Genomic DNA, 19,332 nt, shown 5'->3' with positions numbered 1-19,332 from the left:
ACCGCATACATAGAAACTATGAAATTTTGTAAAACTCATTTGGAAAATATGTTTATCCATTAAACGTTTTGCTTGTCTTTATTCACGTATCAGGTTACTATGTTGGTGGTAACTTTTTAGCTGTGTATTCATATTCCAAAAGAAAGGAGGTCATCATCCATGAACTTTCGAATTTATATTATGGCCATCGTTTCTTTTGTCGTCGGGATGGTGGAGCTGATCATCGGCGGGATTTTGGATCAGGTCGCGGGTGACCTGCAGATCTCCATCAGTACAGCCGGAGAGCTCATCAGTGTCTTTTCCCTTGTATTTGCACTGGCTTCCCCGATTTTATTAACATTGACTGCAAAGACGGAACGGAAGAAGCTCACGCTCTGGACACTGCTTGTGTTTTTGATCGGCAATCTGGTTGCTTATGTCAGCCCCAACTTTGCGCTGCTCATGGTCTCCCGGATCATATCTGCGGCGAGTGGCTCGCTGTTGGTCATCCTCTGCGTGACCATGGCGTCCGGCATCGTGAAGGAGGAATACCGCGCGCGAGCCATCGGTATCATTTTTATGGGCATTAGCGCATCATTGGTATTAGGCATTCCGATTGGTCTGGTGATCGGCAACCATTTTGGCTGGCGGATGATTTTTCTGCTGATCTCCGCACTCACGGTGCTTTCGATGCTCGGAGTGTTTGCGTTTTTGCAAAAAACAGCGCCCAAGCCCGTCATTCCGTTGCGGGAGCAGCTTCGTGCCTTGAAAAGTCCGAAGATCCTGACGGCACAGCTGACCTCTTTCTTCTTCCTGACCGGGCATTTGACGTTATACGCGTACCTGACGCCGTTTCTGCAAAGCACCCTGCATATCGACGCAGCCTGGATCAGCATATTTTACTTCCTCTTCGGGATCTCTGCTGTGTTAGGCGGCGGCGTTGGCGGCTGGGCGGCGGACAAATGGGGCTCGAGACCGAGCATCCTGGCCATCGTGGCACTCTTTACTGTCGTGCTGTTTACCCTGCCGCAGGTGACATTTTCCCTGCCGCTCTTTATCGCGGTCATGATGGTCTGGAGCGCGCTCAGCTGGGCGGTCACACCTGCACAGCAATCGTATTTGATCGAATCCGCGCCGGACACGTCTGACATCCAGCAGAGCCTGAACAACTCCGCGCTGCATCTCGGCATCGCGCTTGGCTCTTCCATCGGCGGCTATGTCATCGACGAATATTCGGTGCTGACAAATGCCTCTGTCGGCGGGATATTCACGCTGTTGGCTTTCCTGTGTGCGTGGTACTCCATCACGCGCACTTCCGCAAAGAAAAACGCAATTGCAATCCGCAACGCATAATCAATTGAGGGAGGTGAAGTGGTCATGGGAAGATACGCAAAACGTCTTCGTATGACCATGCCATCATGAGTGTCCATATCAATGCAAAACAAGGCGACATCGCCGAAAGCATCCTGCTGCCGGGAGATCCGCTTCGCGCCAAATATATCGCGGAAAACTTTTTAGTAGACATCTCTTGCTACAACGAAGTGCGCGGCATGCTCGGCTTTACCGGCACCTACAAAGGAAAACGCGTGTCTGTGCAAGGTACAGGCATGGGGATTCCGTCGATCTCCATCTATGTGAATGAACTGATCCGCGAGTATGGCGTGAAAAATCTGGTGCGTGTAGGCTCTTGCGGCGCGATCCAAAAGGACATCAAAGTGCGCGACGTCATTTTGGCGATGACCTCCTCCACCGATTCCAACGTCAACCGCTTGGCATTCCCAGGCTTTGATTACGCCCCATGCGCCAACTTCGAGCTGCTGCAAAAGGCTTATCAAGCAGGAAAGCAAAAAGGCTTGGAGATTCGCGTAGGGAATGTCTTGTCTGCAGATGTGTTCTACCGGGACAGCATGGACATGGTCAAAAAGCTGGGCGACCATGGTGTACTGGCTGTCGAAATGGAAACCACCGCGCTCTATACGCTCGCGGCGAAATACGGCGTCAACGCCCTCTCCATTCTGACCGTCAGCGACCACATCTTTACCGGGGAAGAGACCACTGCGGAAGAGCGGCAAACGACCTTTAACGATATGATTGTCATGGCACTGGATGCGTTGATCGAAGAATAATGATGGATTGAAAGAGAGCCTCTGCGCTCTCTTTTTTCGTTTCCGGACTTGCATTTGGATAGATATCTATTTACGATGTGGGTATGCTACGATACCATGCTGCTTCCATGATCAGTAAAATTCGCGATTCCGTAAATAAAATGATTAACACAGAGCTGGAGAAGAACGGGGTGACCGACATCGTCTCCTCGCACGGCGATGTCCTTTCCGTGCTCTATCACCAAGACGGACTGCCGGTGAAGACCCTGGCTGAAAAAATCCGGCGGACACAACCCACCATCACGGTTCTGGTCAACAAGCTGGAGAAACTGGGTTATGTGGAAAGAACGCATAGCGAGGAGGATAGCCGAGTAACACTGGTGCGGCTCACCGAAAAAGGACGGAGCTTGCAGCCGATCTTTCAGCAGATTTCCACACAGCTGAATGAGCGTATCTATGGGGACCTGAACGAAGCGGAAAAGGAACAGCTTGAAGCGTTGCTTGAGCGCATTTTCCGGAGATTGTAAAACCACCTTCTTTTCAAGAGGTGGTTTTCGTTTTTGGCGATCAGCCTACAGATCCGCTGCGTATTTATTCAATTCCTTGCTCATTTGTTCGATTTCTTTGATGAAACTCGAGATTTCCTCGGTTGCTTCCGCCTGATCTCGCCCGACGGAAACGACCTTTTCAATCGATGCAGCGATCTCACTGATCGATTGCTGCATGGTCAACAACGTATGGCGGATTTTCTCCGTCGATGACACCGTCTCATTGGACAGCTTGCGGATTTCTTGGGCAACGACGCCAAAGCCCCGTCCCATATCCCCCGCCCGAGCTGCCTCAATCGAAGCATTTAGTCCGAGCAGATTGGTCTGATCAGCAATCCGCTTGATGAATGTGATGACTTCGTCGGTTTGCTTCATCTCGTGCGCTGCTTGCTTAGACTGTTCCAGCAGTGTTGAACTGATATGAGCCAAACCTTCTGCACTGGATGCGATGCTTGTAATCCCTTGGTTCGCTTGGGTGATCGAGCCGACGATCTGATCGCTGATTCTGCGCAGCTCCTTCTCGCTATGCTCCTGCAGTTGGATTGCGAGGGCGCCTACCACCTCGTCGCCTTCAAAAATAGGGGCAGCCAACCCTTTAAAGGCGATACCGAAAAATTCCTCAGTCACATCCGCCTCAATCTGGACCTTATTCCGTAGACATTCTGCCAATGGTTCACTCGGATTTATTTTCATCCCTGCCTTTACACCGATGTTTATTTTTCTGCCAGGTAAATAAACAAGCCATTCTTCTTTGTTTGCCAGTCCGATCGACATATCCGGGAGCATCGCATGGATGATGGGAATTACCTGAAGAAATGCGTCTAAAATGGCTGGTCGTGAAATTGCAGAATTCGTCATGGATTGCCCTCGCTTTCAAATGTTTGCTGTCTCAGAACCAGAAAACTTGTCTGGACCAATCTTTTAGACGGAGCCTTCGTTGCACAAAAAAAGACCAATATCATTGGTCGGTTGCGCTACTTGCTCCCATACACCCAAGCGCCCAAAGTAAGGGTATATTTTCATCACACCAAACTATTTCCATAACATATGAGTCTTATGTCCTATTAAAAATGTACTTATTTCAGAAAAATTTGTCAATAATAATCAGTCGCTGTTTCCACAAAAACATATAGACATCTATGTAAAATTTAGCTATGATCATTTGCATAGATATCTATGTATACACTTCGGAACATGATGGGGAGGTCATGCAATGGAATGCAAATTGAATCAAATCACTGTCCATTTTGAGGTTTACGGTACAGGAACACCGATGCTGTTGCTGCACGGATTCAGCTGCGATCTTCGCCTGATGACAGGATGCATGGAACCAATTTTTGCGGAGCGTGAGGGATGGCAGCGCATCTATCTGGATCTGCCGGGGATGGGACAGTCAAAAGGAGAAGACTGGCTCGACTGCTCGGATGATATGCTGTCCGTCGTGGAGCAATTTGTCGATAAGGTCCTGCCTGGACAGCCATTTGCCGTGGCAGGCGAATCCTACGGCGGCTATCTATCCAGAGGGCTTTTAGCCAGACGGCCGGAACAAGTCGAAGGCATGCTGCTGATCTGCCCGGTTGGGAATCCGGATAGCCGTGACCTTCCGCCCTTTACCGTCCTGGTCAAGGACGAAGCGTTCCTCGCCGATCTCCAACATCCTCAAATCGAGGAGTTTACTACCATGCATGTCGTTCAGGACCGTTACAATTGGGAACGCTTTGCAGCGGAGATCCTCTCGGGTGTTTCTATCGCGGATCAACGGGTTTTGGATCGGATTCGGCAGCGCTATGGTCTCAGCTTTATTCCGGAGGAGCTGATAGCCATCTACGAGAAACCCGTATTGATCCTGACTGGCAGACAAGACCACATCGTGGGCTATCAGGATCAGTGGAAGCTCATGAAGACTTACAGCCGTGCCAGCTATGCCGTACTGGATCGTGCTGGCCATAACCTGCAGATTGAACAAAATCAGCTGTTCAACGTGCTGGTCAACGAATGGCTGAATCGGGTGGAAGAGCATCGTTCACTCCGATAAGCCAAGGTCCGTGGATCACTTGGCTGCACCTGTTTATGTGCTGAGCCTGCGCCGCCCCCTGCACAAATATTTGCCTTTTTGCTGACACCTCCAGCTATGAAAATAACGATCTGAGATCAAAATGATTACTAACTGGAGGTGATAATAATGGCAGAAATCAGAGTGGCCGATAATGGTCCCTTGCGTGTGAGTGGAGACTTTACTTTGATGGATGGTGAGGGCAAACCTTTTGAGAAAAAAGAACAAGTCTCCCTCTGTCGATGCGGGCTCTCGGATAATAAACCTTTCTGTAACGGCGCTCATAAAGGTAATTTCGAGAGCTCCGTACGGGCATGATCGAAGAAATAACGCTCACTTTGTAAGAAGGTTTCTTTTTCTAGGTAGCTGCAACAAAAGGCTCCGCCAAAGACTTGGCGGAGCCGTAGTATTATTCTGATACCTCTGCTTAATAACGAAGCTGCATCAACAAGTTCCTTACTTCCTCATCACCCATGAGAATCTCTTCGTATTTTGCAGTAACTCTCGTCAGCGTGACATCATGATAGTAAAACTCCGTAAAAAACTTCACAAACGGCTTCGACTTGGTTTTCATCGCTTGCCAGGAGTCGTTCTCCACACCGGCAAACAGAATTTCCTCGTCATCAATAATGAGCAAACGTGACCGTTCCAAAGTGCGATGCTCAGCATTCGGGGTCAAAATATGCAGATGGGCCAGATCTGCTTGAACTTCACCCACGACCAGCGCTTCCACCCTTACCCCACTACGCTCTTTTTCCAAGAGGATCGGTAGGTATTCCTCAAAGTCTTCCTTCCAGACGGAAAGGCGAATCGATTCTTTTGCCTCCTGAAGAAGCTGCCTGCACTGCACCCGTATGGACGAATCCACCTTCAGGCTCCAGACGCGATCATCGGCAACCACTTTTTTCGGCCGGTTGTTTTTTAATTGGTCGATGCTTTCCTGAAATTCGGTGGTCAATTTGTCGATGACCAGCTCCAGCGGCAAAGCTGTGTACAGCTTTTTCTTTTCGGATACGGAATCCAAAATGTATCCTTTTTCAATAAGCCGCGAGATCACTTCGTATACCTTGGCCTTCGGTACGCCGGAATGTTTGACGATCAGCGTGGCATCCAGCGGCTCTTCACTCGCTAACAGATTTTCATATACTTTGCTCTCATACTGTGTAAATCCGAATTTCTCTAGCATGCTGCCTCCTTACCCCTCACTGGCCACAGTCTCTTTCTCTGCTGCAAAAGCCCTGATCTGCTCCAAAAAGCGCTCTCCATACTTATCGTATTTCGCAGATCCTACGCCTTTGATGGTCAGCATCGATTGCCGATCGAGCGGACACACGCTGCTCATCTCTCTGAGTGTGCTGTCATGGAAAATGACAAAAGGAGGCACGCCTTCCTTCTGGGACAATTCCTTGCGCAGCTGTCGGAGCTGCTCGAACAGGCCGTCGTCGCTTTCTTCTTGCTTCATCGGGCGCATCGCGATTTTTTGCCATACCTTCTCTTCGCCCTTGAGCACCGGGATTGCCTTTTCTCCGAGCATGACGACCGGGTATTTGCTTTCCGTTACCTTGAGGTAGTCTTCCGCGATCAACAGCTGGATCAGGTCCTGAATTTCCTTTTCTCCATATTCCTTCATCAGACCGTAGGTGGGCAGCTTGTCAAAGCCGAATTGCAGCACTTTTTTATTTTTCGAGGCTTTCAATACCTGGGCGACCAGAGAAGCCCCAAAGCGCTCTTTCATCCGTTTTACGCAAGAAAATATCTTCTGCGCTTCCACGGTGATATCCGTCAGCTCCAAGTCATTGGTGCAATTGCCGCATCGGCCGCACTCTTCTGCGGAGGTCTCGCCGAAATACTGGACAATGTGCTGCTGCAGACACCGCGGTGTCCGACAGTAGTCGATCATGGCGTAGAGCTTCTTATACTCGTGCTCTTTACGCTCCTCGCTGACCTGCCCCTGCTCGATAAAGAACGTCTGCGTCTGGATATCCTGCGGGTGAAACAGCAGAATGCACTCGCTTGTCTCGCCATCCCGGCCTGCCCTTCCCGCTTCTTGGTAGTAGGCCTCCAGATTCTTCGGCATATTGTAATGAATGACGTAGCGGACGTTGGACTTGTCAATTCCCATCCCAAAGGCATTGGTCGCCACCATCGTCATGACGTCATCATACAGAAACGCTTCTTGATTGCGTGCCCGTTCCTCTTCGGCAAGACCCGCGTGGTACTTGGTGACCGAGAGACCGCGCTTATGCAGATACGCTTGCAGCTCATCCACATCTTTTCGGGTCGCCGCATACACAATCCCGGCTTGTCCGCGATTGGCTTGCAGATAGTCATAGACGAAACTTCGTCTGTCTTCCCCTTTGCGGACGGACAAGATGAGGTTGTCCCGGCCAAATCCGGTCATGACCAACCGCTCGTCTGACATCATGAGCAGCCGGCGAATATCCTCGGTCACTTCCGGCGTTGCCGTCGCAGTCAATGCGGCGACGACAGGCCTTTGCGGCAACGCTTGCAGAAAGCTGGCAATCATCAGATAACTGGGCCGGAAATCATGCCCCCACTGAGACACGCAATGAGCCTCGTCGATTGCTACCATGGAGATCGGCAGCTCCTGCACCATAGCGAGAAAGCTTTCCGACTCCAGCCTTTCCGGCGCTATGTAGAGCAGCTTGTATTCGCCGTCACGGGCCTTCCGCAGCCTGTCCCATGCTTCTTTCGCCCCCAGCGAGCTATTGATCTGCGTCGCCGGAATCCCCATGTTTACCAAGGCATCCACCTGATCCTTCATCAGTGAGATCAGCGGTGAAATGACGATCGTGATTCCTTGAAAGAGCATCGCTGGGACTTGGTAGCAAATCGACTTTCCGCCGCCAGTCGGCATGATGCCAACCGTATCCTGCCCGGAAAGCAAGCTTTCTACAATCTGCTCCTGTCCTTTGCGAAAAGATGTATATCCGAAGTATTGCGCTAAGATTTGCTTGGCTTGTTGCAGCATGATTCATTCACCTTCATTCCAGTAACGCGAGCTTTTCCTCTCATACTACCATTAATAACAAAAGAGAAATATGCCTTGCAAAGGTTTCTTCACTGATGTCAGAATACACCATAAAAGGAGGTTGTTCTCGTGATTCAATTTTCCCAAGGGCACATTACGGTTTACCAAAGCGCTTTGTTTCAGACCACTTCTACTGTCATTGCGTTGGATGAAGCGATCCTGATCGTGGATCCGACATGGCTGCCGAGTGAGATCCGTGAGATACAGGCCCATGTTGACTCGATCAAAGGCAGCAGAGATTGCTACCTGTTATTCACGCATGGGGACTACGATCATGTGATTGGCTACCAGGCTTTCCCCGGGGCAAAAACGATTGGCAGCCTGGAGTTGCAGCGCCACCCTCAAAAGGAACGCAAGGTAAATCTGATCCGTGAGTTCGATGCGAATTACTATATTACACGTGATTACCCGATTGAATTCCCCCAGCTCGATTTCGTCATTGCACAAGACGGACAACAGCTAGCCATCGGAAATACGTCATTGACCTTCTACAAAGCGCCAGGACATAGCGAGGACAGCCTCTTCACGATTATCGATTCATTGGGTGTATTCATAGCCGGTGATTATTTGTCCGACTTCGAGCTACCCTTCATTTACCACAGTGCGGCTGCCTATGAAAGCACCATGCAAAGAGCCGCTGAGATTTTGCAAAATCATGATATCCGTCTGCTGATTCCCGGGCACGGGCAGCATACCACAAACCGCTCGGAAATGTTCCGTAGAATCCATTTGGCCACGGATCATCTCCGCCGTTTAAAAGAGGCCGTAATCCACGGCGATGAAGCCGCGTTGGAAAAACTGGGAGAGGAACACGCTTTTCCCTCCAGTTTCACCAAAGAGTGTCACGAGGAAAATATCAGAATCATGCGAAGAGAGTACATGGGAGAGTTGGCTGCGGATGAAAGCATCCATCCTTGATAATTAACAAGACAAATTGCCCTGAAGGATGATCCGGCTCCAGCAGGGCGAAAGTTGATCAGGTATCTTATGTACGAAATCTTTGCTATCTCGAGCGGCCGCCGCGCTGGTTGGCTTTCTGCCTGTTGGCACGGCCAGGCTTTGGGGTAGGTCGTTTCTTGTCCCTGGCCGACGGCACCTGCTTCCGGTTCTTTCCATGCGGCTGTTCTCTTGTACGTTGGGCATGCGTTTTTTCAGGCGCAGCCGGCGGGTGCTCCCCCTCGATCTTTTCCCGCTTGATGGTCAGATTGATCCCTTTTTCAATCAAGTCGAGATACATCCGGTCCTTTGGCGCCACAAGGGTCACAGCAAGCCCCTGTTCCCCCGCTCGCCCCGTCCGGCCGATCCGGTGAATATAGCTTTCCGCATCATGCGGGATGTCGTAGTTGAATACATGGGTGACACCCTCTACGTCCAGACCCCGTGCGGCCACATCCGTCGCGACGAGATACTGGATTTTCGCTTCCCGGAAACGCTTCATTACATCTTCCCTTTTTGCTTGCGAGAGATCGCCATGCAGCTCCTCCGACAGGTAGCCGTGCTGCAGCAGCGCTTCGTTCAGGGTGCTGGCTCTGCGCTTGGTCCGGCAAAAAATGATGGCGAGAAACGGTTGATAGCGATCCAGCAAACTCCGCAGGGTTGCCTGCTTGGCCCGGTCCGTCGTCTCCACCACCAGCTGCTTGATTTTCTCTACGGTAATGGTCGTGCTTTTGACACGAATATCCTCCGGCGATCGCATATAAGTGACGGCCAGCCTGCGGATAGACTGCGGCATCGTCGCCGAAAACAGCATTGTCTGCCGGTCAGCCGGAACTTGTTTCAAAATCTCCTCCACTTCCGGCAGAAAGCCCATATGCAGCATCTGATCCGCCTCGTCTAGCACCAGCATCGACACATCGCCAAGCTGGATGGTGCCACGGCGCAGATGATCCAAAAGCCTACCTGGTGTCGCGATGACGATCTGTCTGCCGCCTTTCAGCTTGCGCATTTGCCGTTCCACATCCTGCCCGCCATAAACAGCCAGGACATGGAGTCCTTCCAGATGACGCACCAGCTTCTCCGCTTCGCTTGTAATCTGCAAAGCCAGCTCTCGAGTGGGGGTTACAATTAACGCCTGCACATCGGGGCGCAGCGGATCGGCCTTTTCCAGAATGGGCAGGAGAAAGGCCAATGTTTTCCCAGTACCGGTTTGCGCTTGGGCAATCAGATCTTTCCTGCCCATCGCCACAGGAATTGCTTTTTCCTGAATCGGGGTCGGCGAGGCGATCCCGTTTTCCCGCAGCACTTCATTGATTTTCGGACGAATGCCGAGCGACAAAAAATCTGCCATAATGGCCACCTCTTTCATTTCCTTGCCATAACGTTGATCATTTCACACAGACAGCCACTCCGATAAAATACCGCACCCCATCTCTCGGCTTTTCGAAGGTCACGCCACGCTGGTAGTAGATGTCCACCTGAGCGAATCGTTCAAACAGCTGGGCAAATTCATCGGGCGTCAGCTGATGCACATGAAACGGCTCGCTGGTCGGCATGCCTCTTCCTCTGCCGAACGGACTGGAGAGCACGAGCGTCCCACCCGGCTTCAGCATGTCATATAGATTGTCCATAAATTGCTGATCATCTTCCACATGCTCGATCGTCTCAAAGCTGAGGATGGTGTCAAACATCCCCAATTGTGTCGGCAGCTCTGGATCTACCGCATTCCCTTGCACATAGGTCACTTTTTGATGATTGTATTCCACATTGGCGTACGCCAGCGTATCCCGGTCATTATCGACCCCGATGATTTCCGTTACCTCCCGCTTGCGCTCCTTGGCGACCATATGGCACCCATAGCCGGTCCCGCACGCGATGTCCAGCACTCTTCCCTGGATGTACGGCGTGGCGAAATAATAACGGGCGATGTGCTCCAGCAGCATGCCATTTGTCGGTTTTAACAGCTTCGGGATAATGCGTTCCCCTGTCCACTGAATCAAGCGATCACCTACTCTTCACTCATCTCTATTGTTGGTTGCCCAGGATGGTTTTTACTCGGCCGACTTGTCCATCCTGCAAGCGCACTTTGATCCCGTGCGGATGATTGGGGGAATTGGTCAAGATGTCCTTCACGATCCCGCGCGTGGTTTTGCCGGTACGTTGATCCTGCTTCAGCACGATGTCCACTTCCAGACCGGGGTAAATATGTTTGCGTGTTTGTCCGTTATTCATCATGGTTGGTATCATACTCCTATCGAACGGTTTGATGTCATACGCAGATTGTAGTGAATTTCCGGGCAAAAAAAAAGCGCTGATCCGCACTGTACGGATCGCGTCTCTTCTAGGTGGCAGATTTCCTCTCAATCAGGACACCCTTCTTGATTGCTTTCAGATCGCCATTTGTGTTCACGAGTGATGGCAGCATCTTTGTATCTTTTACCATCGGGGATGAGCATAGCCGGCAGGTTGGCTCATGATCAAAGGCAAAATTGTCACGCATCCATCCCTTGCAGCCATCATTGGTGCATGCCCAAATGACAGTGGTTTCCATCGGAACTTCCTCATTCGGCTTTCTGCGATGATTCATTCTATTCCCTCCTACCCATAGTAAAAGAAAAACTGCTCCAAACAACAAGTCCAGAGCAGTTTTTGTACACCTTGCTTACAGCTTGACTACGTTCTCAGCTTGTGGGCCGCGGTTGCCTTGCACTACATTGAAGGAAACGCGTTGACCTTCGTCCAAAGATTTGAAACCATCGCCAGTGATTGCGCTGAAGTGAACGAACACGTCGCTGCCGCCTTCTACCTCGATAAAGCCAAAGCCTTTCTCTGCGTTAAACCATTTTACTGTACCTGTTTGCATAATCGATTACCTCCGTTAACGGAAAAATGTAACATGATCCTTTTTCGCTTTTACAGGAAACGTGACTTCGTAAGCCTTGCGGTTGCTAGTCAGTGTTTCCCTTAACAAAAAAATTCACACATTGAAAAAAGTTCCATCATAAAAATGATACCCTTTTCAACATGTGAATTCCGGTTCAAATTTATCAACTTCTTAAGTTTACCAAGTTCGAAGGCAAAAAGCAAGGCGTGGACATACTTACCAAATTTTTAATTTACAAACCGATGGTCGGTATTTATAATTGATGTAGATAGATGCTGCCGCGTACTGTAAAAGGTGTGAAACCCAACTCTTTTCCCGAATGGAGGAATTGTGATGATACCGCTGATTGCTCTTTTGTTCTCATTTGTTCTGTTTCGGCTGGCAGGTTGGTTCGGCTTCTCCTATTTCGACCATTGGCACACCTCGCTGCAAGCAGCTGTAGCCGCTATGTTATTGCTCACGGCTTCCGCGCATTGGGGAAAGCGCCGCCCCGATTTGATCAAAATGGTTCCACCCCCTTTTCCGTGGCCGGCCCATATCGTTACTGTGACGGGTCTGCTCGAGATTGCTGGCGCGATCGGGATTATGCTCCCTTCCCTCTCCAAAATCACTTCGCTATTGCTAGTGGTCTTGCTGATCGCCATGTTTCCTGCCAATATTCGAGCGGCACGGGAAGGCATCGCGCTTGGCGGGAAACCACCTACCCCGCTTTTGCTGCGGACCTTGCTGCAGATCTTTTTTATCGTCGTGATATTGCTTGCCGGGTAATGCAGATCATGGTGCAAGCAGTTCGTTTGATGAAAATGAAGAAAAACCCCAACAAAAAGTTGAGGCTTCCTTCAGAATGAGGTATGCCCCATTTGCGGGCATACTTTTTTTGTGAGCTTCGGTTCATTCGTTACAGCCACTTGCTTCTCTTTTTCTCCCTATCGTAATCGATCAGGGGACTTCCAAGATGGTTTTTCGCAATGGTGACCGCCATGTTTATTTGGTAGCGTTTTGCAATGATGCATCGTCACGATTCGAGATCTGGTTCCAAAATGTAATTTCATCGACGGGCAAACGTGTTGTCGGATGTCCAGGTTCAGACGCTTTGCCCAAGGCAATTAACATGATTGGAAGATAGCGTTGTGGAATCTCAAAAGCTTCCTTGAATTGCGCTTCATCGTATCCTCCCATCGGGACCGTGTCATAGCCTTTTGCTTTCGCGACCAGCATAAGCTGCATGGAGACCAGCCCCCCATCAACTAACACGACCCGTTTCATGATCTCGTGATCTCTGCTCGCATATGCTTTCGTGATATTGTTCACCAGCGTTTGCTTGACTTCTTCCGTCATGAAACCACGATCCACCGACTGTTGATAAATTTGCTCTGATTTCAGGTAGCCCTCAAGATCACCTAACACAGCAATAATGGCAGATGCTTCAACAACTTGCTTTTGGTTTCGTGCAATGGGTAACAGCTTTTCTTTCAATTCCTGGTTGTCGATCACAAGAAATCGCCATGGCTGAAGATTCGAACTCGAGGGTGCCGAAGTCGCCTCCACCAGCATTTCCCTTATTTCTTCTCTGGGAATACTCCACTCCGGTTTGTAATGGCGTACAGAACGACGCTCATGAATCACCTTAAAAAAATCGATTGGTTGCTTATCCGTATTCTCCATCTTCCTTACCCTCCAATTGCTTACTTTATTTTTCTCTTTTTGTTCTATAGTTCGATAAACATGGTACTATAATATTTCATCATCCAATTAAATGCAATGTTTTATTGTTCTATATCCGTAGAACATTGATGTTTGCAAAAAGCTGTGCTACTATTTTTGTATGAGAACACCGTATCAGCCAACAATTGAATGTATCAGACTCACTTCGGTCCTTCACGCCTTGAGTGATCCCACTCGCTTGAAGATTGCTCGCAGTCTGTACAACGATCATGAGCAATGCCCTTCAACGTATCAGGAAATGAATATTGCCAAGTCTACCTTATCCCACCATTTGAAGGTTCTTCGAGAATCTGGCGTGCTAAAGGTACGAATTGAATGCAAGCAGCATTTTTATTCCCTTCGCAAAGAAGACTTGGACGCTCTCTTTCCAGGTTTACTGGAAGCCATTTTTCAAACAGACGAAAATTTGATCTGATTCATCATGCAAAAAGACCCGGGGCATGCTCCCAGGTCTTTTTGCATGATAGAACGGATACCGCAGCCACGTCGGAAACCCGCCGTTTACATCGCCAACACCTGCTCCCCTTGCTGCAGCTGATACATCTGATAGTACCGTCCACCCTGCTGCATCAAGCTGTCATGATTCCCCCGCTCGACAATCTCCCCATGATCCAGTACCAGGATGAGATCGGCATTTTTGATGGTCGAGAGCCGATGGGCGATGATGAATGTCGTCCTGCCCCGCTTCACCACTTCCAACGCCTCTTGGATGAGCGCTTCCGTTTCCGTATCGATATTCGAGGTCGCTTCATCCAGGATCAAGATAGCCGGGTCAAAGGCCAGCGCCCGGGCAAATGAGATCAGCTGCCGCTGACCGGCCGACAATGTGCTGCCTTTTTCAATCACAGGTTCGTCAATCCCTTTGGGCAGATGCTTCAGCAACCGGTCCGCGCCGATTTCGGCTAGCACCTGCTCCACACGTTCACGTGATATGGACGGATCATTCAGCGAGACATTGGACGCGATCGTACCGGTAAACAAAAACGGATCCTGCAGGACAATCCCCATATGGTCGCGCATCGTCTGGCGCGGCATCTCCCGGATATCGACGCCATCGATCGTGATCCTGCCCCTCCCCACGTCATAAAAGCGGAAAAGCAGATTCAGAATCGAGCTTTTCCCGGAGCCAGTATGCCCGACGAGCGCCACCGTCTGTCCTTGCTTCGCCTCAAACGAGATTCCTTTCAGCACTTGCTCATCCTCTTTGTAGGCAAACCATACATCCTCGAAGGCGACCCTTCCCTGATAGCGCGGCATTTTTTCATCCGCTACCTCCTCGCCTTTTTCATCGAGCAGGACAAATACCCGTTCCGCGGATACAAGCGCCGTCTCCAGATTGGGCAGCTGGTTCACGATATTGACAATCGGTTGAAACAAGCGGTTCAAGTAATCGACGAACGCATACAAGACCCCAAGTGAAATCGCGCCCTCCACCCCCGAGATCGAAACGCCGCCAAAATACAAAATCAATGCGACAAAGGCGATATTGCGAATCACACCCACCAGATTATGCCCGGTCAGCGCATTCAGGCTGAGCAGTTTGTTGCGATACGTAAAATACTTCATGTTGAAAGCTTCGAACTCTTCCTCGGTCTTCTTTTCCCTGCGGAACGCCTTGATGATCGAGATGCCTTGAATCGTCTCATTGATCATGCCGTTGATTTCGCTGATCGTCGAACGGATGACGTGATTGAACCGCTTGGCGTACTTGCGGTACAGGATAATCCATGCCACCAGCATCGGGATGATGAACAAGCTGATGGCCGCCAGCCGGACGTCCAGCAAAAAAAGCGCGGCGAAAATCCCGAGCATGTGGATGGCCCCGGAGAAAAAATTGGCCAACACGTTTACGTACAGCTCCCGGGTCGATTCGGTATCGTTCGTAATGCGCGATACCACTTTCCCTGCTGGCAGGTTGTCAAAATATTGAATGGGCAACCGATGAATATGGGCAAATACATCATTCCGCATTTTCCGTATGATCCGATTGGCGGAGGCTTGGAGGAAATACCGCTCCCCATAGGTGAAAATGGCCGAAACCACGATCAGGCCAAAGTATATCCAGCATAATTGCAGGATTCCCCCCATTTCAGGGCGGAAAAACGGAAAGAGCTCCTGGGCGGTGAGAAGCTTCGCCGGATAGGTCTTGGTTTGCCCAGCCTTTGTAATGCTGACCGCCCCCTCTGCAGAGACGGTACGTTCCCCATCAAATGCGATCGGCGCGTCCACAAAATAATACTCCCGCTGCACTTGCAGCACTCTGGCTTCCGCGCCACGCGGCTCATCCGGGGCAAAATGATCGGCCCGTTTATACCGGGTATTTCCGTACGCCACCGTGTACGGATCCTCTGCCTTTGTCTCGTACCACGGCATTTCGATGCCGGAGATATGGACATCAATCATGCGCTTGGCAATCAGCGGTCCGGCCAAATCGGTGACAACGGCTACCGCCAGCATCAAGAGCGCCAATAGCAAAGGTTTTTTGAAATGCAAAGCGTATTTGACAAGCCGCTTGCCCGTATCGACGTAGTTTCCCGCCGGCTGGTCAAACGTCAGGTCCAGCTGTTCCTGTTCTGTGCTCATGAGCATGTCACCTGCTTTCCGTTAAACTGATTTCCACTTGCTGACGCTCATACTGCTCTTTGTACCAGCCGCCCGCTTCCATGAGCTCTTCATGCGTCCCTCTTTCTACAATCCGCCCTTCATCGAGCACGATAATCTGATCGGCGTGGGAAATGGCTGAGAGGCGGTGAGCTGTCATTATGGTCGTTTTTCCTGTTCGCGTTCGTCTGATATTGGCGATGATTTCAGCCTCCGTCCGGGCATCCACCGCTGACATGGCATCATCGAGGATCAAAATGGCAGGATCGGCGATCAGTGCCCGGGCGATCGATACCCGCTGCTTTTGCCCACCCGAGAGCGCCACTCCCTTTTCCCCGACCAATGTTTCCAGCCCTTGCGGCAAATGCTGCAAATCCTTGTAAAACGCGGATGCCCGCATGGCCTCTTCCAGTTCTCCATCCGTTGCCTCCTGCTTGCCGAAACGAATGTTGCTCTGAATCGTCCGCGAAAACAAAAACTGCTCCTGTGGCACATAGCCATACCACGACTTCAGCACATCCATATCGATCCGTTCCAACGGGATGCCCGAAACCGTAATGGCTCCCTGTCCCAACGGATATTCACGCAGCAGCTGTTTGACGAGTGTCGTTTTCCCGCTCCCCGTCCGCCCGACAACTCCGAGCGTCTCCCCTTTTTTCAGGGTAAAGGAGATATCGCACAGGTTCGGAACCGCGGAAGACGGATATTGAAATGTGACCTGCTTGAACTCGATATCCGTCGGTTGCCCAACCGCTGCCGGACTGGCCACTTCCGGTACATCCGGGCGATACCCGAGCGTCTCGTTCACCCGATCCAGGGAGGCATTTCCCCGCTGCATGATATTGATCAATTCCCCGATCGCAAACATGGGCCAAATAAGCATTCCCAAGTACACATTAAACGAGACCAGTCCGCCAATCGTCAGCTCATTGTGAAAGACGAGATAGGCCCCATAGCCGAGACCAATGAGATAGCTGGCGCCCACGAGAATCTTGATGGTTGGCTCAAACAGGGCATCGATCCGGACGACCGCTAGATTTTTATCCAGCACGTCTTGGGTGACGGCCGCAAAATCCTTTTCTGCCACCCGTTCCTGCACATAGGCTCGGATTACCCGGATGCCGGAAACGGTCTCCAGCACTCCATCATTCATATCGCCAAATGCATCCTGCGCAGCCATAAAGCGCACATGAAGCCACTTGCCATACAGATTCATCAGTACAGCCATGATCGGCAACGGAAGAATGGCGGCCAGCGTCAGCTTCCAGGAAATAAAGGAAACCATCGTAACGAGCAGCGTCAGCATCCAGACGGTAGAGTCAATCAGTGTCAAAATGCCGAACCCCGCCGTTTGCGAGAGGGCCTGCAGATCATTGGTCGCACGGGCCATCAGATCCCCGGTCCGGTTGCGTTCAAAAAAGGTCGGGGTCATGCTCAGAAAGTGGCGCATCAAGCGCGAGCGCATCTTTCTCTCCACCAAAATGGCCCCTCCAAACAGCTGATACATCCACACATACGTGATCAGGTAGGCAGAAAGAGAGAGCCCGACCAGCATGAGCACGGTCTGCATCATGGATTCCCAGGTCAGCGTGCCAAGCTGGATCGCATCGATCGACTGGCCTACCAGCATCGGCGGAATCACCTCGAGAATGCCGACAAATATGAGCAGAGCCACGGCGATGCTGTACCGTTTCCACTCCTCCTTAAAAAACCATCCAAGCTTTTGCATGACCGCTAGCATCGATTTCCTCCTCCCCTTTTTACAAAAAGAAAAAAGCACACCACTCCAGGCGATGTGCTTTCCGTCGCAAATGAAAGTAAAAACGCACGCCACGAGTATTCGTGACCTGCGTCTGATGAAGAAGCCAAGCAAACGACAATTTGCCCGAATCTTTATCTCAAAAGAGAGGTCACATCATGATCTATGAAGTTGTACGCTGCTTTATCCATACGAACTTCAATCATGATAGGCACCCCTTTTCCATTAATTAGAATTTTTTGGCTACACTGGTAAAGGTATCATGGAAGGAAAATCGTGTCAACCATTGTCTGTTGACGTGAACGACCGCATTTCCCACTGCCTTTCCATGATCAGTTTTACCCGAAAAAGGTTCGATACAAAAGATACGCATTTAAGCCCATAATAACAACCGCTACGAACCAAGCTAACACTTTTACCCATAGTGGATTTGCGAATTCACCCATTTTTAATTTGTCGCTTGTGAACTGAACCAGTGGAACGACTGCAAAAGAAAGCTGCAGAGAAAGGATGACCTGGCTTAATATCAGCAGCTTTGCTGTGCCACTCTCTCCATAGATCGCCGTCACAATCACGGCTGGAATAATGGCGATAAGGCGTGTAATGAGGCGACGCAACCAAGGCTGTAACCGGATATTTAAAAAGCCCTCCATCACGATCTGACCCGCCAATGTACCAGTGAGGGTTGAATTCTGTCCCGAAGCAAGAAGGGCGACTCCAAAAAGAATACTTCCGATCGTGGTACCAAGAACTGGCGTTAATAGCTGATAAGCATCGCCAATTTCAGCTACATTTGTAATGCCGGATTTGTGAAATGCAGCAGCTGACAAAATGAGAATAGCTGCATTGATAAAGAGCGCGAAAAACAACGCGATGGTCGAATCCAACGTTGCAAACCGGATGGCTTCCCTTTTCCCTTTGCTTGTCTGTTCAAATTGTCGGGTTTGAACAATGGATGAATGCAAATAGAGATTGTGCGGCATGACGGTCGCCCCTAAAATCCCAATTGCGATGTACAGCATTTCGGGGTTCTTGACGATTTCGGCGCTCGGGACAAAACCCCCGAGGATTTCACCTACACCTGGCTGAGAAAGGTACATTTCCACTCCGAAGCACACCCCAATGGTTGCAATCAGCGCAATGACGAATGCCTCAATGTATCGAAACCCTTTATTTTGAAGAAAAAGGATCAGCATGACATCGAATACGGTGATCATCACGCCATACAAGAGAGGAATCCCAAACAATAGATTTAATGCAATCGCTGCCCCAATCACTTCTGCCAGGTCACAAGCTGCAATGGCCAACTCACAAAGAAACCAAAGTCCCATTGCAACCGGCCTGCTGTAATGGTCTCGACACGCTTGAGCCAAATCTCTTCCTGTCACAATACCCAGCTTTCCTGCCAACGCCTGTAACAGGATAGCCATCAAGTTTGACAATAAGATGACAGAGAGCAATGTATATCCGAATGCAGAGCCGCCTGCAAGGTCTGTAGCCCAGTTTCCAGGGTCCATATATCCAACTGCCACCAGATAGCCAGGACCGGCAAAAGCCAGGAACTTCCGAAACCACGAACCTGTCTTTGGCACTTTCATCGTACGGTACACTTCCTGTAAAGTTGGCTGTTCGGATGATCTACGCCAACCTTTCCCTTTATCCATCGAAGCATTTTCGCTTGCCATACGTA

The 19,332-nt window shown here is 50.3% G+C and carries 20 protein-coding genes; 8 read left to right on the top strand and 12 right to left on the bottom strand.

Annotation, left to right across the window (positions count from 1 at the left end):
* Positions 1–159 precede the first annotated feature (159 nt).
* The 3 genes from EIZ37_RS06530 to EIZ37_RS06520 all read left to right on the top strand — a co-directional run bounded on the left by EIZ37_RS06530 (position 160) and on the right by EIZ37_RS06520 (position 2,611).
* Positions 160–1,332, top strand: coding sequence for an MFS transporter (locus tag EIZ37_RS06530; protein ID WP_134683768.1), 1,173 nt, complete (start codon positions 160–162; stop codon positions 1,330–1,332).
* A 65-nt stretch (positions 1,333–1,397) separates the two neighbouring features.
* Positions 1,398–2,105, top strand: a complete 708-nt coding sequence (gene deoD, locus EIZ37_RS06525) for a purine-nucleoside phosphorylase (RefSeq protein WP_134683767.1) — start codon at positions 1,398–1,400, stop codon at positions 2,103–2,105.
* Between the two features lie 83 nt (positions 2,106–2,188).
* Entirely contained in the window at positions 2,189–2,611 is a 423-nt protein-coding gene (locus tag EIZ37_RS06520; protein ID WP_134683766.1) for a MarR family winged helix-turn-helix transcriptional regulator, read from the top strand.
* Between the two features lie 45 nt (positions 2,612–2,656).
* Here the strand turns inward: EIZ37_RS06520 and EIZ37_RS26525 are convergent, their stop codons facing one another.
* Positions 2,657–3,490, bottom strand: a complete 834-nt coding sequence (locus tag EIZ37_RS26525; RefSeq protein ID WP_134683765.1) for a methyl-accepting chemotaxis protein — start codon at positions 3,488–3,490, stop codon at positions 2,657–2,659.
* A gap of 355 nt (positions 3,491–3,845) precedes the next feature.
* Here EIZ37_RS26525 and EIZ37_RS06510 point away from each other — a divergent pair, with 355 nt between their 5' ends.
* Positions 3,846–4,667 carry an alpha/beta fold hydrolase gene (locus tag EIZ37_RS06510; RefSeq protein WP_134683764.1) on the top strand — a complete coding sequence of 274 codons (822 nt, stop codon included), beginning with the start codon at positions 3,846–3,848 and terminating at the stop codon, positions 4,665–4,667.
* Positions 4,668–4,814: 147 nt separating this feature from the next.
* Complete coding sequence (locus tag EIZ37_RS06505) at positions 4,815–5,003, top strand: CDGSH iron-sulfur domain-containing protein (RefSeq protein ID WP_205683796.1); 189 nt, start codon at positions 4,815–4,817, stop codon at positions 5,001–5,003.
* A gap of 109 nt (positions 5,004–5,112) precedes the next feature.
* On the opposite strand, the gene EIZ37_RS06500 is transcribed toward EIZ37_RS06505, so the two are convergent.
* Together EIZ37_RS06500 and recQ are read right to left on the bottom strand one after the other, a co-directional pair.
* Positions 5,113–5,871, bottom strand: a complete 759-nt coding sequence (locus tag EIZ37_RS06500; protein WP_134683763.1) for a TrmB family transcriptional regulator — start codon at positions 5,869–5,871, stop codon at positions 5,113–5,115.
* A 9-nt stretch (positions 5,872–5,880) separates the two neighbouring features.
* Entirely contained in the window at positions 5,881–7,677 is a 1,797-nt protein-coding gene (gene recQ, locus EIZ37_RS06495; RefSeq protein ID WP_134683762.1) for a DNA helicase RecQ, read from the bottom strand.
* A gap of 129 nt (positions 7,678–7,806) precedes the next feature.
* Between recQ and EIZ37_RS06490 the strand changes: the two genes are divergently transcribed.
* A complete protein-coding gene (locus tag EIZ37_RS06490; protein WP_134683761.1) occupies positions 7,807–8,655 on the top strand; it encodes an MBL fold metallo-hydrolase in 849 nt (282 codons plus the stop codon).
* 85 nt (positions 8,656–8,740) lie between these two features.
* Here EIZ37_RS06490 and EIZ37_RS06485 read toward each other — a convergent pair whose 3' ends face one another.
* The 5 genes from EIZ37_RS06485 to cspD form a co-directional block, all read right to left on the bottom strand.
* On the bottom strand, positions 8,741–10,024 hold the full coding sequence (locus tag EIZ37_RS06485) for a DEAD/DEAH box helicase (protein WP_134683760.1): 1,284 nt from the start codon (positions 10,022–10,024) through the stop codon (positions 8,741–8,743).
* A gap of 37 nt (positions 10,025–10,061) precedes the next feature.
* Positions 10,062–10,673: a class I SAM-dependent methyltransferase gene (locus EIZ37_RS06480; protein ID WP_134683759.1), complete on the bottom strand. Its 612-nt coding sequence runs from the start codon at positions 10,671–10,673 to the stop codon at positions 10,062–10,064.
* A 25-nt stretch (positions 10,674–10,698) separates the two neighbouring features.
* A complete protein-coding gene (locus tag EIZ37_RS06475; RefSeq protein ID WP_134683846.1) occupies positions 10,699–10,905 on the bottom strand; it encodes a YwbE family protein in 207 nt (68 codons plus the stop codon).
* A 109-nt stretch (positions 10,906–11,014) separates the two neighbouring features.
* The gene (locus EIZ37_RS06470) at positions 11,015–11,260 is read right to left on the bottom strand and encodes a cold-shock protein (RefSeq protein ID WP_134683758.1); all 246 of its coding nucleotides are present in this window, start codon (positions 11,258–11,260) and stop codon (positions 11,015–11,017) included.
* Positions 11,261–11,335: 75 nt separating this feature from the next.
* On the bottom strand, positions 11,336–11,536 hold the full coding sequence (gene cspD / locus EIZ37_RS06465; protein WP_134683757.1) for a cold-shock protein CspD: 201 nt from the start codon (positions 11,534–11,536) through the stop codon (positions 11,336–11,338).
* Between the two features lie 354 nt (positions 11,537–11,890).
* Here cspD and EIZ37_RS06460 point away from each other — a divergent pair, with 354 nt between their 5' ends.
* Positions 11,891–12,325 carry a DoxX family protein gene (locus tag EIZ37_RS06460; protein WP_134683756.1) on the top strand — a complete coding sequence of 145 codons (435 nt, stop codon included), beginning with the start codon at positions 11,891–11,893 and terminating at the stop codon, positions 12,323–12,325.
* Between the two features lie 216 nt (positions 12,326–12,541).
* Here EIZ37_RS06460 and EIZ37_RS06455 read toward each other — a convergent pair whose 3' ends face one another.
* Positions 12,542–13,222 carry a nitroreductase family protein gene (locus tag EIZ37_RS06455; protein ID WP_134683755.1) on the bottom strand — a complete coding sequence of 227 codons (681 nt, stop codon included), beginning with the start codon at positions 13,220–13,222 and terminating at the stop codon, positions 12,542–12,544.
* Positions 13,223–13,382: 160 nt separating this feature from the next.
* Between EIZ37_RS06455 and EIZ37_RS06450 the strand changes: the two genes are divergently transcribed.
* Positions 13,383–13,697 carry an ArsR/SmtB family transcription factor gene (locus EIZ37_RS06450; protein ID WP_134683754.1) on the top strand — a complete coding sequence of 105 codons (315 nt, stop codon included), beginning with the start codon at positions 13,383–13,385 and terminating at the stop codon, positions 13,695–13,697.
* Between the two features lie 86 nt (positions 13,698–13,783).
* On the opposite strand, the gene EIZ37_RS06445 is transcribed toward EIZ37_RS06450, so the two are convergent.
* The 3 genes from EIZ37_RS06445 to EIZ37_RS06435 all read right to left on the bottom strand — a co-directional run bounded on the left by EIZ37_RS06445 (position 13,784) and on the right by EIZ37_RS06435 (position 19,327).
* On the bottom strand, positions 13,784–15,865 hold the full coding sequence (locus EIZ37_RS06445; RefSeq protein WP_134683753.1) for an ABC transporter ATP-binding protein: 2,082 nt from the start codon (positions 15,863–15,865) through the stop codon (positions 13,784–13,786).
* Positions 15,866–15,872: 7 nt separating this feature from the next.
* Entirely contained in the window at positions 15,873–17,624 is a 1,752-nt protein-coding gene (locus EIZ37_RS06440; protein WP_134683752.1) for an ABC transporter ATP-binding protein, read from the bottom strand.
* Between the two features lie 356 nt (positions 17,625–17,980).
* Positions 17,981–19,327 (bottom strand): Nramp family divalent metal transporter, encoded by a 1,347-nt coding sequence (locus EIZ37_RS06435; protein WP_134683751.1) that lies wholly within the window; start codon positions 19,325–19,327, stop codon positions 17,981–17,983.
* Positions 19,328–19,332: the final 5 nt, after the last annotated feature.

Origin of the sequence: Brevibacillus migulae, assembly GCF_004521915.1 — a bacterium.
Taxonomy (GTDB): Bacteria; Bacillota; Bacilli; order Brevibacillales; family Brevibacillaceae; genus Brevibacillus_F; species Brevibacillus_F migulae.
Note: the sequence above shows the minus strand (reverse complement) of the source record. Positions and strands in the feature narration are given on the sequence as shown.

Bases quoted from the DNA above. Each gene is read 5' to 3' on its own strand.
- EIZ37_RS06530 (WP_134683768.1), top strand. From the start codon at position 160: ATGAACTTTCGAATTTATATTATGGCCATCGTTTCTTTTGTCGTCGGG.
- deoD (WP_134683767.1), top strand. From the start codon at position 1,398: ATGAGTGTCCATATCAATGCAAAACAAGGCGACATCGCCGAAAGCATC.
- EIZ37_RS06520 (WP_134683766.1), top strand. From the start codon at position 2,189: ATGCTACGATACCATGCTGCTTCCATGATCAGTAAAATTCGCGATTCC.
- EIZ37_RS26525 (WP_134683765.1), bottom strand. From the start codon at position 3,490: ATGACGAATTCTGCAATTTCACGACCAGCCATTTTAGACGCATTTCTT.
- EIZ37_RS06510 (WP_134683764.1), top strand. From the start codon at position 3,846: ATGGAATGCAAATTGAATCAAATCACTGTCCATTTTGAGGTTTACGGT.
- EIZ37_RS06505 (WP_205683796.1), top strand. From the start codon at position 4,815: ATGGCAGAAATCAGAGTGGCCGATAATGGTCCCTTGCGTGTGAGTGGA.
- EIZ37_RS06500 (WP_134683763.1), bottom strand. From the start codon at position 5,871: ATGCTAGAGAAATTCGGATTTACACAGTATGAGAGCAAAGTATATGAA.
- recQ (WP_134683762.1), bottom strand. From the start codon at position 7,677: ATGCTGCAACAAGCCAAGCAAATCTTAGCGCAATACTTCGGATATACA.
- EIZ37_RS06485 (WP_134683760.1), bottom strand. From the start codon at position 10,024: ATGGCAGATTTTTTGTCGCTCGGCATTCGTCCGAAAATCAATGAAGTG.
- EIZ37_RS06475 (WP_134683846.1), bottom strand. From the start codon at position 10,905: ATGAATAACGGACAAACACGCAAACATATTTACCCCGGTCTGGAAGTG.
- EIZ37_RS06470 (WP_134683758.1), bottom strand. From the start codon at position 11,260: ATGAATCATCGCAGAAAGCCGAATGAGGAAGTTCCGATGGAAACCACT.
- cspD (WP_134683757.1), bottom strand. From the start codon at position 11,536: ATGCAAACAGGTACAGTAAAATGGTTTAACGCAGAGAAAGGCTTTGGC.
- EIZ37_RS06460 (WP_134683756.1), top strand. From the start codon at position 11,891: ATGATACCGCTGATTGCTCTTTTGTTCTCATTTGTTCTGTTTCGGCTG.
- EIZ37_RS06455 (WP_134683755.1), bottom strand. From the start codon at position 13,222: ATGGAGAATACGGATAAGCAACCAATCGATTTTTTTAAGGTGATTCAT.
- EIZ37_RS06450 (WP_134683754.1), top strand. From the start codon at position 13,383: ATGAGAACACCGTATCAGCCAACAATTGAATGTATCAGACTCACTTCG.
- EIZ37_RS06445 (WP_134683753.1), bottom strand. From the start codon at position 15,865: ATGAGCACAGAACAGGAACAGCTGGACCTGACGTTTGACCAGCCGGCG.
- EIZ37_RS06440 (WP_134683752.1), bottom strand. From the start codon at position 17,624: ATGCTAGCGGTCATGCAAAAGCTTGGATGGTTTTTTAAGGAGGAGTGG.
- EIZ37_RS06435 (WP_134683751.1), bottom strand. From the start codon at position 19,327: ATGGCAAGCGAAAATGCTTCGATGGATAAAGGGAAAGGTTGGCGTAGA.